Origin of the sequence: Brevibacillus sp. FSL L8-0520 (assembly GCF_037963895.1) — a bacterium.
GTDB classification, from domain to species: domain Bacteria; phylum Bacillota; class Bacilli; order Brevibacillales; family Brevibacillaceae; genus Brevibacillus; species Brevibacillus borstelensis.
In genome coordinates this window covers 723,773-738,118 of record NZ_CP150171.1, presented here as the reverse complement: position 1 = coordinate 738,118, position 14,346 = coordinate 723,773, and the positions used below count along the sequence as shown (strand labels likewise).

The 14,346-nt window shown below is 53.4% G+C and carries 10 protein-coding genes; all 10 read right to left on the bottom strand.

Annotated features, from left to right (window positions below; all coding sequences use genetic code 11):
• Positions 1-55: 55 nt before the first annotated feature.
• Positions 56-4,258, bottom strand: coding sequence for an FtsX-like permease family protein (locus NSQ24_RS04020; protein WP_339167280.1), 4,203 nt, complete (start codon positions 4,256-4,258; stop codon positions 56-58).
• A gap of 4 nt (positions 4,259-4,262) precedes the next feature.
• A complete protein-coding gene (locus tag NSQ24_RS04015; RefSeq protein WP_122957559.1) occupies positions 4,263-4,946 on the bottom strand; it encodes an ABC transporter ATP-binding protein in 684 nt (227 codons plus the stop codon).
• Positions 4,947-5,284: 338 nt separating this feature from the next.
• Positions 5,285-5,827 (bottom strand): thioredoxin family protein, encoded by a 543-nt coding sequence (locus tag NSQ24_RS04010; protein WP_339167279.1) that lies wholly within the window; start codon positions 5,825-5,827, stop codon positions 5,285-5,287.
• Between the two features lie 19 nt (positions 5,828-5,846).
• Positions 5,847-6,416 carry a MauE/DoxX family redox-associated membrane protein gene (locus NSQ24_RS04005; RefSeq protein ID WP_003389486.1) on the bottom strand — a complete coding sequence of 190 codons (570 nt, stop codon included), beginning with the start codon at positions 6,414-6,416 and terminating at the stop codon, positions 5,847-5,849.
• The gene (locus tag NSQ24_RS04000) at positions 6,404-8,224 is read right to left on the bottom strand and encodes an ABC transporter ATP-binding protein (RefSeq protein WP_251256006.1); all 1,821 of its coding nucleotides are present in this window, start codon (positions 8,222-8,224) and stop codon (positions 6,404-6,406) included. The genes NSQ24_RS04005 and NSQ24_RS04000 overlap by 13 nt, the downstream gene beginning before the upstream one ends.
• The gene (locus NSQ24_RS03995; RefSeq protein ID WP_003389488.1) at positions 8,214-8,807 is read right to left on the bottom strand and encodes a redoxin domain-containing protein; all 594 of its coding nucleotides are present in this window, start codon (positions 8,805-8,807) and stop codon (positions 8,214-8,216) included. The genes NSQ24_RS04000 and NSQ24_RS03995 overlap by 11 nt, the downstream gene beginning before the upstream one ends.
• 579 nt (positions 8,808-9,386) lie before the next feature.
• Positions 9,387-10,682, bottom strand: coding sequence for an adenylosuccinate lyase (gene purB, locus NSQ24_RS03990; protein WP_003389489.1), 1,296 nt, complete (start codon positions 10,680-10,682; stop codon positions 9,387-9,389).
• Complete coding sequence (gene purK, locus NSQ24_RS03985; protein WP_003389490.1) at positions 10,679-11,860, bottom strand: 5-(carboxyamino)imidazole ribonucleotide synthase; 1,182 nt, start codon at positions 11,858-11,860, stop codon at positions 10,679-10,681. Before purK ends, purB begins: the two co-directional genes overlap by 4 nt.
• Complete coding sequence (gene purE, locus NSQ24_RS03980) at positions 11,857-12,345, bottom strand: 5-(carboxyamino)imidazole ribonucleotide mutase (RefSeq protein ID WP_003389491.1); 489 nt, start codon at positions 12,343-12,345, stop codon at positions 11,857-11,859. The genes purK and purE overlap by 4 nt, the downstream gene beginning before the upstream one ends.
• Positions 12,346-12,600: 255 nt before the next feature.
• Positions 12,601-14,337 (bottom strand): M1 family metallopeptidase, encoded by a 1,737-nt coding sequence (locus NSQ24_RS03975; protein WP_339167275.1) that lies wholly within the window; start codon positions 14,335-14,337, stop codon positions 12,601-12,603.
• Positions 14,338-14,346: the final 9 nt, after the last annotated feature.

The window sequence follows — 14,346 nt, the reverse complement described above, 5'->3', positions numbered from 1 at the left end:
CCGGGGGTGTTTATATTTTTCTTTTATTCCTTCACATTGCCTTAAGACAACCTTCTCAAAGCTTGAGCCACTCCGCAAAATACGTCTCCGTCACCGGAAAATACGCTGTGGCGAACCGGACAAACTCCTTTGTATCCACCTCTTGGTAGGAATACCGCTCGCAGTAGGCCTTCAGAAAACGCCAGCCGTCCTCTGCAGTGCCATAGGTGGAGATCAGCTCCCATAGACGCAGGGGCGGCACGGAGTAGAAATAAGCATAGGTTTCGCCCTCGTATTGGTCCAGCGGCAGGTTTGACGGTTTATCAACGGCAGCTCGGGCGGCCTGTTTCATGGCGGCAAACACTTCGTCCTCCGATTGCTTCCGGTAGTCGAGGAAAAACATCGCGGAAGCCAGCTCGGTCAAGCCTTCATCCAGCCATCTGTCATGATAGGCGTCATTGGCGATCATGCCGTAGAACCACTGGTGCCCGATCTCGTGGACGACGGTATGCTCCAGCGACGAGCCGGTCTTGTTCGCGGCTACCGCGACCACTCCGGGATACTCCATATCCACCCTGCCATCGAGCAGAATGTCCAGCTGCTTGTGCGGGTACTTGCCGATTTTCTCTGAGAAAAACGGAACCGCTTCCGCCGCTGTCCGCAGGGCTTCCTCCATTTTCTGCCGATTTGCCTCCTCGCCGATGACGCGTATCTGTACGCCATCCACCGTTTCCGAAATGGACGTGACATCTTTGACCACGGCCGCAAATGCTTCCCGGACGCGTGAAATGGCAACCTCGCCGCTTTGCCGTGCTTCCGCCGGGTCTTCGTCCGAGGAGCTGACGAACTGATAGCCGGGCGGCAGATCGTAGGAAACGGTGAAGTCGGAGTAGCCTGTATGATAAGACTCCCCGTTGATCCGGTACTCTTGCTTGTTCCAGCCATTGCGGTACGTGGCGAGCATCGGATAAGCCTGGGCCAGAAAATAGCGCTGCCCCATTTTGTCGAAGCGCAGTCCTTCTTCCGGCACAGTAAACGAGTACGATACGTGCACCGTCCTGACTTCGCCCGGAGCCATTTTCTTATCCAGCGGGATCGCCAGTGTATCGGAGGAAAGCTGGTATGCCGCCTGCTTTTGATCCAGCTCGACCTTGTCAATGCTCACATCGGCAGTGCCCTTCACCGCTTCAGGCTTGTTTTGTTTCGTAAAAACGTTGGGGATAAAGTAAAACACCAGCTGATCCCAGTTATCTTTGGAGAGGTTCTCCACCCGTATGTCCGCTTTCGCCGCAAACCTTCTTGATTTGTCCATGCGGAAAAACAATTGGTAGCTGGCCTTGCTGCCCTCCGGTACGGGCTCGGGAGCAAAGCCGGTCAGGTCGCCAGCTGCTTTCTCCTGCTTAGGCGGCGTCCCCGTTCCCTCTTTCCCCTGATTGGACCCTCCCTGTGCCGGGTCTGGATTTGCAGATGGCACTGGCTGTTCACCGGGTGCTTGCCCGGGCTCTGCCCCTTGCTCAGTCGAAGACGCTTGCCACAGCCGAATCGCGCTGATCGTCGCCCCGGCCACACTGCCGATGAGGAGCACTGCCATCATGACGCGCAGCACACGCTCTGTCCGCCTGCGGTTTTTCTGGGAACCGCGCAGCCCTTCTGCCGGACGGAACCGCACGGCCATGACGGCTGGAAATATAGCCCCAAGCACCCCTACCAGGACGGGAATCAGCCCGGCACTGAGCAAGAGCCACATGTCTTCCGCCGGAAACTGCCGATACAGCACGGCGATCACGAGCACTCCCAGCCCGATCCCGCCGATGGCCGCCAATAGCCCGCAGAGCAGCCCTTCCGATAGAATCAGGCGGAATATCGCTCCGTTGCGCCAGCCCATCGCTTTGAGCAGCAGCAGCTCCGCTTTTCGATCCATGACGTTCTGCCAAATGATTTCCGCTGTCGTCAACACCGCTATCACCAGCGCGAGCACCATCGCCACGTAGTGCTCCTGTCCGATCTCCACTGCCACATATTGCCCGAGCCATGACGTATACATCATCCCTTGCAGGCGGAAAGTGACGAAGCCGAAAAACACCAAAAGACCGGTCGGCACCGCGATGGCAAACACGGAAAGGAGGCTGCGGCGAAAGCGAAGCAGCAATTGGCCAAGCGCCAGCGAGAAGCTGCTTTGCACCCGAATCAGGCGGCGTGAACCCGGCTTTAGCTCTCCCGTCCGCATGAGCACCAACGGGGATACCCTGCTCACGAAAAAAGCAGCCGGAATTGCGGCCAGTACGTAAATAACGATCCCGCACAAACCGATGCCGATCACACGCTCTAATGGAACGTTTGCTCCCTGCTGCAGAACAATCATCCCGACAATGGCCCAACTGATGAGAGTCACAATGCCTCCCAAGAGGCAAGCCTCCAGAAACAGGATTCCTGCCACGTGCCCGGGACGCCACCCGACTGCCAGCCACAGTCCGAATTCGTTGGTACGGGCGTACAGCGTCACCAGGTTGGTCGCGAAAACGTAGGTGACAGCCATCAGCATGACAATGCCCATGATGCCGGAGAAGCCAAGCGAAACCTCGCGAAAGAGCGTAAACACGCTGCCCAGCTTCACAAAAAATTGCTCGATCCAGCCCATTGCCGGATAGCTGCCGTTGGCGGGAACATGCACAAGGACAGGCTGCGGCGAGGAACCAAGCGTAATGTCGGCGATCAGCCCGGTTCGCTGCTCAATCTCCCTGGCCACTTCCTCCAGCTTTTGCTGGCTGGCTTCGCTGACACCCTCCACTCCCTTTACCTTGATCCGAATCGATGCGATCGGCTTGTCTCCCATCAGCTGTGCCGCTGCATCAATGGTCGTGAGCATCAGGGGCGGATTGGTGAGCAAACCAAACGGGTTGAGCGAAGGACGAACGGAAACAGGCGGATTCACCGGCCTTCCGTCTTTGTCCAGGACCAGGCGAGCCTCCGCAGGCCGATACGTTTCCATCGGCAGCTCGTCAATCGGATCTTTGGAAATGGCCAGCTTCTCCGGGTCGTAAAAGCCTACCCAATACGGCTCGATCAGGTGGCTCCAGTTCCAATTGTCCACGAACCGGAAAGGGCGAAAGGAATAGCGGAAATCGTCCGGCATGTACCCGTAAAACTCTTGTATGTCCTTGGGAATCTCCGGCTTGACAGCTTTTACGCCATAAGCGTAGTTCCAGCGCTCCGGATAGGGACTGGCTGTCTTTTCAAATGCAAGCGGGCCCGGCTTATCATTTAGCGTGTTGCTCATGTAGGCCCAGCGATTGTTATTTTGATAGCGGAGAAACGGTTTTCCCGTTTGGCTGTCAACTCCCGAAAGACTTGCGAACAGCAGTGCATGGGCTTCTTTGGAACCGAAGGCGTATTCGATCGGCTCTCCTTCCGTCTCTAACTGATCCAGATACGACGCGCCGCCCTTGCTCGCGACCTCCTTCATGGTCTGGTCGGCCTCTTCCCTGGTGGAAAACGGCAGCTTCAATCGTTCATATCTGCTCACAAAACTGAAATCGGCGTCTATCCGGTTGCTCATCAAAATAGGGAGCTTGGTCACCTTCTGCCCTTCCCCGGCATCGTCCGTCTCCGCTTTGTCTTTCTCTGTGAAATAGCGGCTTTCCCCGATTGGCATGACAGCCTGGTCCAATCCGACCAAACGCGCTTCTTCCACGGGATCAATGCCCACCAGAAGTTGATTGAAAAATCCCCAGAGATCGAGGATCCATGACTCTACACCATAAAGTCGGCGTGTTTCTTCTTCGTCACCGGGCATACTCCAAAGTCCATTTGTATAATATCGGGTACGTTCAACTGAAGGAATGACATGCACTCCGTCGTTACTGTAGGTTACCATAACGTGGCGATAAATCCCCGGCTCTTTTGGCTTTTCAATTACTTTTCCATACGTAAATGTGGTCCCCGAATAGCCAATCGGCGCAAGCGGAGCGGCAACCTCCACGTCCGGCAAACTCTTGATCCAGGCGTAGTCGTCAAGACTGATCCCCCCGTACAACCCGTTCAAATAATTCGGCTCCAGCAGTTGGTCCTGTTCCGTCACGCTGCGTGTCCCTTCCGGCCGAACCACGATATGGTACGCGGCCTTCCAGCGCTTTTGCAAAATTTCCTGGGTTGTCCCGTTGTTGCTCTCGGTGACGCCCACAAAATAGCTGAGCGTCGAGCTGATGATGAGCATGCCGACGAGCAGCAAAAGAAAGCGCTCCGGGTGGCGCCACCAGTTTTTCCATATATAACGAATCATGAGCTCACCTCATCGTGTCGGCTATCATACTGCCATCCCGCATTTCGATCCTCCGGTCGGTCCGGCCAGCCAAATGCTCGTCATGGGTGACAAAGACAATCCCGCTTCCATGCTCCTGCTGATATTTTCGCAACAGTTGAAAGACCATCTCCCCGTTGTTCGAATCGAGATTGCCTGTCGGTTCGTCGGCCAGCAGCCATTTCGGCCGATTGACCAAAGCCCGGGCGATTGCCACACGCTGCTGCTCGCCACCGGACAATTGAGAGGGCAAGGCATTCTGTTTATGCGATAGGCCCACCCAATCAAGCAGCTCCTGTGCCCTGCCCTTTTTGTCGTAGCCGACTTTTCGCGGAAACAAGGGGGACATGACATTCTCCAAAGCCGTTAGCGTCGGGAGCAGATGAAAGTGCTGGAATATAAAGCCGATCTGGGCAAAACGGAAGTCGGCCAGCGCATTTCCTCTCAGCTTGCTGACATCCACATCGTCGTAGAAAATAGTCCCTGCAGTAGGCACGTCGAGCGTTCCGATCAGTTGCAGCAGGGTGGATTTTCCGGAGCCTGACGGACCGACGATGGCCGTAAACTCTTTATGATGCAGGGTAAGATTTACATCGCGGAGCGCGGTGGTTGCTACTCCGTCTCCGCTATAGGTTTTGGCAAGGTTTTTGATTTGGATGGTCATGGTCATGGCGTCACACTCCTCTGCTTTTTCATCTGTAGCTTTCAGGTCGCATTTTCCGGAAAGCCGATGCGGTTTTATCGTGCGGATTGCTCTTCATCGGGTCATTGCGGTAAGCAAAGGTACTGCTCACATACGGAACCTGTTTTCCATCTGTTTCATTTCCATGTAATAGCAGAGTAGTCCAATCCCCAGAAATTGTAAATACCTTATTCGTCCTGCTCTTGTGGCAGAAATGGTGAACGCTCCCGAGAATGCAGTCGGGAGCGCCTCTTATGTATGGAAGGTTGATCCACCTGGTTTCCTTTGATCCATGCAACAGCCGGACAAGTCCGCGACCGTTCTTCCTAACCCACTTTAACGACTGGCATATTGAACATGGATTCGATATCCCGATAGTCTTTCACTTGCTTGATGTCACGGATCATTCTGTTTTCACCGACCAAAATAGCAGTCGGAACGATATGAATCTGGTATTTCTGCATGATCTCCTCTGAACGGATGAGATGAATACCCTCCGGAATCTCCATGCCCTTTTCATAGTAGATCGGGTTTGCGACCACAATAATCCTCACATGCGGATACTGGTTTCTCACATGCTGCAGCTCCGATATGACAGCCTTGCAGGTCCCGCAATGATCGTTGGTAAAAAGCAGCAATGTTTGTGCTATCTGTTGATCATTCAGTTCGACGATGTCTCCCTGCTGATTTTTTTCCCGAAAGAACGGCGCTGAACCGCCAATGGATAAGGACGCCATTTCCACCTGTTTGTCGCTGATTCGAAACCGGTTTAAAAATTGAACGACCAACCGAATAAAGAAAAGCAAGATGATGGATTGAACAAACACAACAACCCACAGCAATACATTCGAGATCGCCAGACTATTCATTTTGATCCCCCTTCTCTGCTTACTGCCTCCGCAAAAAGAGCCGAACCTTGGCATATATTTCCCAAACCCCGTTGATCATCGCAAGAAACAACAAGGCCACCCACGCCATCAGCACATTTTGGATAACGGAGAGGTTGAATAACCGGCTAACCTCGCCTATCCACAAGCTTTCGATGCTGCCCCATTGGGACGGTGAAAAAAACACCCACCCTGCCAGCAGCATCAACAGCAGATTGCGAACAACCAAAAGCCACGAAATGCGATGATTGCCAGCCACACCGCCGCAGCCGCATGAAATCTCTCTTCGTCCGCGAAACAAATTCAGGGCAATCGCAAACGAATAGAGGATCAGCAACAGAACGGCAAGAGAAGCGCCAAACGTTTGGAACAACCCCAAAAACAGCAATACCCCCGCCAAAAGCTCTACCGCTGTCTCCGCACGAACGAATAAATGGATGGAAGAGGCGGGAAGAATGCGATACTCTTTCACGATCACGCTATGCTCCTGCATGTTTTTCCACTTGCTCATGCCTGTACTTAAAAAAAGCGTGCCAAGAAACACTCGCAACACAAATGTCAGCTCGTCCACCCGACTGCCTCCCTTTCCCCTTCCCTTTCCGATGAGAACCATTGCGCCTGCATCTGGTACATCTGGTAATACTCCTGTCCAAGCGCCATCAATTCCTCGTGGGTGCCCATTTCGACGATTTTCCCTTCCTTCATGACGATGATTCGGTCTGCCATCCTCGAGGCGGCCATCCGGTGGGAAATAAAAATCGCGATTTTGTTTTCCGTAAGCAGCTTGAACTTGCTGAAAATATCCATTTCCGCGATCGGGTCCAGCGCCGCTGTCGGTTCGTCCAGAATGACTACTTGACTGTCACGAAAAAGCGCCCGCGACAGCGCCACCTTCTGCCATTGCCCGCCGGAGAGGTCTTCCCCGTCGGCGAGCAGCCTGCCCAAGTAAGTCTCATACCCTTCCGGAAGCTGGCGAATGAAGGCGTCCGCCCCGCTCAGCTCTGCAACTTTTCGGATGCGGTCCAGATCATCTATCCCCGCGATGTTGCCAATCGCGATATTTTCGCGAACCGACAGATCATAGCGAATAAAATCCTGGAAAATTACAGTGATATTTTTATGCAGCTCATTTTCGTCGATGTCCGCAATGCTTCTGCCATCGATTTTGATTTGCCCGCTCGTAGGAGGATAAAGCCCCATCAGGCACTTTACCAATGTGGTTTTCCCCGAGCCATTCTGACCGACAATCGCAATTTTTTCATGCGGGTGGATATGAAAGGAAATGTCGGAAAGAACCTCTTTATCACCCTGTACATAGCGAAAGGAGACCTGATTGAATGTGATCCCCTGCCGGATCGTGGACGGAAAAGGCTCGTTTCCGGCAGCAATCAGGATTCTCTCATCCTCGCGCTCAAAAAATTGATAGAAGTCCTTGATAAACAGCTTTTCTTCATATAGTTTGGCAAACAGCATGGAAATTCTCGTGAACGTTTCCTGCGCCCCCTGGACCGCCTGTATGATTGCGACGAATTCGCCAATGTTCATTTTTGCTGTCCGGGCCAGCCATATGACCGAGACAGCAATTCCCATGTAAAAGAAAGCGGAAAACGCCTCCAAGCCCACTTCGGAGCCCTGCTGCTTCTTTTCCAGGCGAAGCGTTTCTCCCGTGTTCTGCATAAATTTTTCCGCCCATCTCTCGCGAAAAAAAGAAGCCAGGCCGAACAATCTGATTTCCTTTGCCGACTTGCGATCCTGCAACAGATACTTGTAGTAATCTGCCGCACGGGCTACCGGGCTTTGCTTGAGATGCAGGCGATATCTCCTCTGGCCGAACTTCGCCTGGATATAAAAGATAGGGATCGTAGCCACCAGACTCAGGATCACCAGGCGCCAATCGATCACAATCAAAAAAAGCGCGTAGGAAAACAAGCTGATGCCGGCTTGCAACATATCAATGACACTTCGCACCGGAGATAAAAATCTGGCTCCCCCGCCCGAGATGCGCTGCAGATGATCATGGTAGTCGGGCAGGTCAAAATACATGACCGGAACAGACGAGGTTTTGTCCAAAATCATCTGCTGCACGTCGAAATCCAACGTGCATTCCATTTTCTTATCCAGGTATTCCCGAATATTTTTAACTGCTGATGATAGAATACTCAGCATGAATTGTCCAACCAACAACAAGAGCAAAAGTGCGTATTCCTTCGTGCTGCTTTGAATAAACCGTGTGACCTCGTTGATCAGTTCCTTTGACACCCATAAGGTGAGAAACGGGAAACAACCGGTTACGACGCTCAGTGTGACAGATAGGAAGAGCCACCACTTTCCTTTTTGCCACACGTACCGTAATGCCTTGGCAAGATATTTATTGTCCATCTTTTCCACCTGTCTCAAGGCTGACGCGAATTTGTTCGACATACTTCACCAAAAAATGAACCAGCAGAAACTCGCGCTGTATAACCCCTTTTGGATCGATGACAAAGAAAGTGGGAAACCTCGTGATGCCCAATCTTTTTAGAACCGCTTCCTTGACCGGAACAATCTCGGCCCATTTGCTATAGTCGGCCCGGAATTTTTCAAAGTAATCAGCCTGATCTGCTTCCGCCAGGCAGACAAACGGAATTTGCAGACTCCGATTCTCTTTCAAAAATTCAGCCAACGCCTCATGACAAGGATGGCAGGTAGGCGATGAAACCAAAAGGACCGCGTACGTATCTTTTACGACATCAGGCAGCTCAATCGCGTCATGGATCGGCATGCCTACAGAGTGATTCACGGTTTTCGTTTGCTGTGCAGGTTCCGGAAGGTAGGAAATCTCCAGCTTCAATCTTTTTACATAGTTTAAGATATTCAGCGATAAAAGAGTCCATCCCAAGGCTAAACCTATATACGCAGCGATCATGTCTACCCCCAAAAGAATGGCTGTTGCCACTTGCCAATGATGAAAAGGAGGCCACATCTGAAGGCTCTCCTTTTCATCAGCAATGCAACTTATGAAATTTCCCTATGAAAGCAAATCTGTCAACTCTTGCTCATCCAATCAAATCTAGCAGCATCTTACCTTTGACTCCGAACACCGTTCGCCATTTCTGGTGTCGTATGTGTACTTGATGTAGGTTTTGTTTCCCGTAGTTTGGCAACCGGACCAAGTGACATACTCGCAAACATACTTCGGGCCAGCAATGAAGCCGGAGTCAGCGCAAGGCACGTACATTGGCGACACGCCAAACAGATTGGAAATTTTTTGGAACATGATGATTCACCTCCCTGATTTTTATACTAGTACAAAAATACTGAATTGTAAATAAATTGAATCTATTCATTTATTTACAATTTCTATCATTTTTCGACATATCCTTGCTAGATTTTAATCATCCCACCATGTACGGGATGAAATCCTTTTGCCAGAGAACGTTTAAAACATGAAAAACACCCCTTAACGCAGCAGTGGCTTACTGGTTACCCAATGGCTGCTGATCAGGAGTGTCTTTATCCTTCTTCTTTATTATGTCAGGTCTTCAAATCACTTTGTTCTTTTTCAAATCAAGCCTAACCGCTGGAAAATCGTATCCACATGCTTCAAATGGTAGCGGTAATCGAAACAATCATCCAGCTCTTCCTTGCTCAGCGTCGAGGTCACGGTCTCGTCCTCCTCCAAAATCGCTCGGAAGGAACGCTGCTCTTCCCATGCCTGCATCGCCCGCGGCTGTACGGTGTCGTAAGCCTGTTCGCGGCTCATGCCCTTTTCGATCAGCTTCAGCATTACTTGCTGCGAGTAGATCAGGCCAAATGTGCGGTCCATGTTGCGCTTCATGTTTTCCGGGAATACAGTCAGGTTTTTCACGATGTTCATGAAGCGGCGCAGCATGTAGTTCAGAAGTTGTGTTGCATCCGGCAAAATGACGCGCTCGACCGACGAATGGGAGATGTCGCGCTCATGCCAGAGCGGAACGTTCTCGTAGGCGGAGAGCATATGTCCGCGAATCACGCGGGCCAGACCGGAGATGTTCTCGCAGCCGATCGGGTTGCGCTTGTGCGGCATCGCGGAAGAGCCTTTTTGGCCCTTGGCGAAAGCCTCCTCCACCTCGCGCATCTCGCTTTTTTGCAAACCGCGAATCTCGGTGGCAAACTTGTCCAGCGAGGTGGCGATCAAAGCCAGTGTCGCCATGTACTCCGCATGACGGTCGCGCTGCAGGGTCTGGGTGGAGATTGGCGCCGGTTCCAGGCCAAGCTGCTCGCATACGTACTTCTCGACGAACGGGTCGATGTTGGCGTAGGTGCCGACAGCGCCGGAGATTTTGCCGTACGCGATTTCTTTTTTCGCCGAGCGGAAACGGGCGAGGTTCCGCTTCATTTCCTCGTGCCAGAGCGCCAGCTTCAGCCCGAACGTAGTCGGCTCCGCGTGGACGCCGTGGGTGCGGCCCATCATGACGGTATCCTTGTGCTCCCGGGCCTTGTCTGCCAAAATCTGAATGAAGTCCTCCAGGTCCTTTTCCAGAATCTCGTTTGCCTGGCGAATCAGATAGGAGAGTGCCGTATCGACGACATCGGTAGAGGTCAGGCCGTAGTGGACCCATTTTTTCTCCTCGCCCAGCGTCTCCGACACAGCACGGGTAAAGGCCACCACGTCGTGACGGGTTTCTTCCTCGATTTCATAAATACGCTTGATGTCAAAGCCGGCGTTTTCACGCAGCTTTTTCACGTCTTCGGCGGGGATGACGCCCAGCTTGGACCACGCTTCGCAAGCGAGAATCTCTACTTCCAGCCATGCCTTGAATTTGTTTTCCTCTGTCCAGATGGCACGCATCTCCGGTCTTGAATAACGTTCGATCATTGTTGTCCCTCCGCTTTATTCGTCCATATTTCCAGCCGTTCGATTTCTGCCAGCGCCTCTTCCACTGTGGGCGCCAGTACGTTGATATGGCCCATTTTCCGCTTGGGCTTGCTGTCCGCTTTGCCGTACAGATGCAGCTTGGCGGTACGGGGCAGGCGTTCGATCCGCTCCAGCACAGGCTCCAGGTGCTCTCCCAGTATATTGGCCATGACCACCGGTGACAAGAGCTCCGTCGATCCCAGCGGCAGATTGCAGACGGCCCGCACATGCTGCTCGAATTGCGATGTGACGCAGGCGTCCATCGTATAGTGTCCGGAATTATGCGGGCGAGGCGCCAGTTCATTTACATAGAGTTCCCCGTTTGCTGAAAGAAACATCTCGACGGCGATCAGTCCGACCACGTCGAGCTTTTCCGCGATGGTGCGGGCGATCTCTTCAGCCCGTACGCGCACCTCTTCGGGAACGCGGGCCGGTACGATGGAGAGGTGCAGAATATTGTCCACATGCACGTTTTCCGCCGCCGGGAATACAGCCAGCTCGCCGGATGGATTGCGGGCGGCGATGACGGACAGCTCCATGACAAAGGGGACGAATTTTTCCACGATCAGCTCTGTCCCTGCTTTGGAAAGCGTTTCGTACGCTGTGTCAATCTCGTCCATGGACCGCAATACCCACTGTCCTTTCCCGTCGTATCCGCCGGTTGCCGTCTTCATCACCGCTGGCAAGCCCAGTTCCCCTACGGCCTGCCGCAGGCTGTCTGCGCTGTCGACGACGCGAAACGGCGCGACCGGGATGCCCAGATCGCGGATCGCTGTCTTCTCGCGAATGCGATGCTGCGTAATGCGCAGCAGGCGGCTTCCCTGTGGCACATAGGAACGGGATTCCAGCACCTCGGCCACCTGCGCGTCCACGTTTTCAAATTCGTAGCTGATGACATCGCTCGCCTGGGCAAGCTCCAAAGCCGCCTCCACATCGTCGTAGCGGGCGACAATTTGTCTGTCTGCGGTCTGTCCGCACGGCGCATCCTCCGTCGGGTCCAGCGTAACGAATCGATAGCCCATGGCTCGTCCAGCAAGTGCGATCATGCGTCCCAATTGACCTCCGCCCAAAATGCCAATGGTCGCTCCGGGCTTTATCGGATTGTTCTGTTTCGGTAGTGTCTCGGTTCGTTTCATCATGCCAGATCACTATCCCCCAATACCTTGTCGCGCACGGCCTCTCTTCTGGCCACGAAGCGCTCCTGAATTTCGGGGTACTTGATCCCGAGAATTTGCGCGGCCAGCAGTCCCGCGTTGACTGCACCGGCTTTGCCGATGGCAACGGTAGCCACTGGTACACCGCCCGGCATCTGGACGATCGAGAGCAGAGAATCTAGTCCGTTCAAGGTAGACGATTTGACCGGAACGCCGATGACAGGGAGTTCGGTCTTCGCTGCCACCATGCCGGGCAGATGGGCCGCACCGCCCGCTCCCGCGATAATGACTTCCAGCCCCCGCTGCTTCGCCCCTTCGGCATAGGCAAACATCAAGTCAGGCGTTCTGTGAGCGGATACCACTTTCTTTTCATACGGAACCTGCAGCTCCTCCAGAATAGCGCAGGCATCCTGCATCGTTTCCCAATCCGACGTACTGCCCATGATGACACCAACCAACGGTTTGACCATTGTCTACTTCGCCCCTCTTCCGTCAATGTCCTATCTTATCATAGAAAACGGGGCCACTGCTTCACATAGAAATGAACTTTGGCCACTCGTTTCACGCCCATTCAACGACAAAACCCAACCGATCCTTTCACAATCATGAACAGGAGCGCCTGGGCTTGCTATCTTTTTCAACATGTTTAGTGTAACAGGGGAAAAGCTGGACTGTCAACAGACAAACCGAACGATAAACAATGGTAAATGAAATAACATTCGCCTTTAGAACATCCGAGAAAGCCTTCCTCTTTTCATCCAGGCATCCGCCTCGCTCTTTTTTTCCAAATCCAGCCTGAGCCAGTAGTCGACAAACGGCGCCGCATTCTCTCCGGCAGCTTCTGAGAGCATTTTGACAAGCTCCCCTCCAGTTGCCTGGCTGTATTGATGGTTTTGGACGTACTCGCGCAACATTTGATGCAGCCGGTCTTTCCCCCACTCCGACCGCAGTGTCCACCACATCATCCCGCCTCTGGCATAGACCAGATCGCTGTAGCTCTTCCAGTCGGGAAAACGGTCCAGCGGCAGCCAGACATCCAATCCTTGTTTTGCGTAGGCATCCGACTGCCTGGCCCGTTCCCTCCGGTAGGCCAAATAGCTTCCGCCGCCAGACACCGGACCATCCTCCAGGAACGCCATCGTGGCATAATCGGCGAGGCTTTCGTCTACCCACGCCTCGCGAATCTCGTCGCTCCCGACCAGACCGTAGAACCACTGATGGGCCGTTTCGTGCGCCACTACCGCTGTCCCCATCCCGTTTGGACCATATTGTGAAACAAAAAAGTCCCCCTGGATAAAGGAAATCCCGGGATACTCCATCCCTCCGAAAAAGCCTCCTGTCTTGACCACGTCGTATTCCGAATACGGGTACCTGCCAAACTGCTGGCCAAAATAGCGGATTGACTCGGCCGCTGTCTCGTGAAGACGGGCTACTGTTTCCGGATCGTCCCCCTCCTGCCACCATGTCCGGATGGTGGTCCCGTTCACCTGACTGGTCGTCTGCCTGTAGCTGTCATCCATCACGACCAATGCAAAATCCCTGATATTCCAGGCATCAATCTCGTAGGCTGCTTCTTTTTGCGGACGTTTCCGCGTGACGACAGCCTGGCTTTCCGTCCCGCTCGTCGCCAAAAGGTAGCCCTCCGGCAGATGGACCTTCAGATGGTAATGAGCCATCTCGCTATAGAACGGGTCGCCCATCGGATAGTACGGGTCCAACCGCCATTCTCCCTTTTCGCGCACTGCCAGCATCGGCAGCCAATTGCCCAGCCACATGGCGTGACCGTTGTAGGACAGGCGCCCATTGTTGCGAGGGAGTTTGAGCTGAAATTCAATCTCTACTTCCCTCAGGCGGGAGGTTTGCTTGCCGGATTGAACCGTTCCAGCGGACCTGACATCGGACTGGTTCGGGTTTACTTGCTCTTGTGTAATTTGCTTATCGCTGGTCTGCCTGGCGTTGGTCTGCTCTTCATTGCTTTGCTGCTCTTCATTGCTTTGCTGCTCTTCATTGGTCAGCCGCTTTTCATTCGTCTGCCCGCCATTGGTCTGCAAAGTCTCAGGCAACGCTACCTGCAAAATGTTCTCCGTCGGTCCCGCCGTCCGAAATGCAGCAGTCTTTCCATCTGCACGGACATCCATGATCCGCATTCTTCCCGGTTCTGTCTGCTTTCCGAGAATCTGCTGCCAGTTGGGATCGCTCAAATCTGCCTGGGGATGAAACGCATTGGGGTACAGGTGAAACATCGCCTGACTGTCCGTTGAAAAAAATCGAACAGACAGCTTCCCGGAAACGGTGTGATTTTTCGGATCAATCCGGACGTCTCCGGTGTACGTCGTATGCGCCGGAATCTGCTCCGGCTTCACGGTATCGGCCCTCGCCTGATCCTTCCACGGCTGTGCCAACAGAAGAGCCGTCAAACCTGCCCCTGCTGCTGCCAGGAGCATCCATCCCTTCCGTCTCATGAGCGATCC

What these genes read in the sequence shown, in the direction of transcription:
- NSQ24_RS04010 (WP_339167279.1), bottom strand. Translation starts at nt 5,827, where the DNA reads ATGAATAGTCTGGCGATCTCGAATGTATTGCTGTGGGTTGTTGTGTTT.
- purK (WP_003389490.1), bottom strand. Translation starts at nt 11,860, where the DNA reads ATGATGAAACGAACCGAGACACTACCGAAACAGAACAATCCGATAAAG.
- purB (WP_003389489.1), bottom strand. Translation starts at nt 10,682, where the DNA reads ATGATCGAACGTTATTCAAGACCGGAGATGCGTGCCATCTGGACAGAG.
- purE (WP_003389491.1), bottom strand. Translation starts at nt 12,345, where the DNA reads ATGGTCAAACCGTTGGTTGGTGTCATCATGGGCAGTACGTCGGATTGG.
- NSQ24_RS04020 (WP_339167280.1), bottom strand. Translation starts at nt 4,258, where the DNA reads ATGATTCGTTATATATGGAAAAACTGGTGGCGCCACCCGGAGCGCTTT.
- NSQ24_RS03995 (WP_003389488.1), bottom strand. Translation starts at nt 8,807, where the DNA reads ATGTGGCCTCCTTTTCATCATTGGCAAGTGGCAACAGCCATTCTTTTG.
- NSQ24_RS04015 (WP_122957559.1), bottom strand. Translation starts at nt 4,946, where the DNA reads ATGACCATGACCATCCAAATCAAAAACCTTGCCAAAACCTATAGCGGA.
- NSQ24_RS03975 (WP_339167275.1), bottom strand. Translation starts at nt 14,337, where the DNA reads ATGAGACGGAAGGGATGGATGCTCCTGGCAGCAGCAGGGGCAGGTTTG.
- NSQ24_RS04000 (WP_251256006.1), bottom strand. Translation starts at nt 8,224, where the DNA reads ATGGACAATAAATATCTTGCCAAGGCATTACGGTACGTGTGGCAAAAA.